The following is a 647-nucleotide window of genomic DNA, read 5'->3' as shown; positions in this document are numbered from 1 at the left end:
CCAGCCCGCTCTTACAAGGCATCTGTGACTTGTGCGCGATGCACACTGATCCATCGACCTGGCGAGCCCAGAACTGCCCGATGGCCGAGACCTGCGGTAAACGATAAAGCCCGGGTAATGTACTGATCCGCAACGGCTTTCGCGGGAGATCAAAGTTGTTCATCGCGGATCGGCGTATCGGCGAGGCTCGTTGACCACCCGCTGATCCTGACCCTGGTCGCGTGTTGTTGACGAAGTTCTTGGCGGTGATGTGTACCGATACGCGTCAGGAATATCCGAAAGACGCTGGGGGAGGTCGTCTTCAAGCGGATAGCCGCACCAACGAATAGTGTCTGGTTCGCCTGGCTCGCGGAAGAAGGCCCAAGGCTGGCCTTCATCGAGATCGAGGTAGTAGTACCAGCGCACCGCCTCGTCTACGTCTGGCCACGGAACCGGGTCGATGATCGACTCCCTGGTATCGCGGACAAGCCCCCAGGTGATGTCGGACGGCGGGGCCGTATATACCAAGTACATCATCGGTCCGTTGGTCCACGCGTGGGAGGCCAGAAGGGGCTTGCCTCCCCTGCTGTTTTCATCTTCGATGCGGAGCAACAGGTTGCGCAGCACCTCCGCTGCGAATTGCGCTTGAGCGGCTTCAGTTGATGGGC

Annotated in this window: 1 protein-coding gene; it reads right to left on the bottom strand. The window is 59.7% G+C overall.

What is annotated here, in order from left to right; all coding sequences use genetic code 11:
• Positions 1-159 precede the first annotated feature (159 nt).
• Positions 160-606: a hypothetical protein gene (locus F6Q13_RS19330; protein WP_293059954.1), complete on the bottom strand. Its 447-nt coding sequence runs from the start codon at positions 604-606 to the stop codon at positions 160-162.
• Positions 607-647: the final 41 nt, after the last annotated feature.

Source organism: Mycobacterium sp., assembly GCF_008709575.1.
GTDB lineage: Bacteria > Actinomycetota > Actinomycetes > Mycobacteriales > Mycobacteriaceae > Mycobacterium.
Note: the sequence above shows the minus strand (reverse complement) of the source record. Positions and strands in the feature narration are given on the sequence as shown.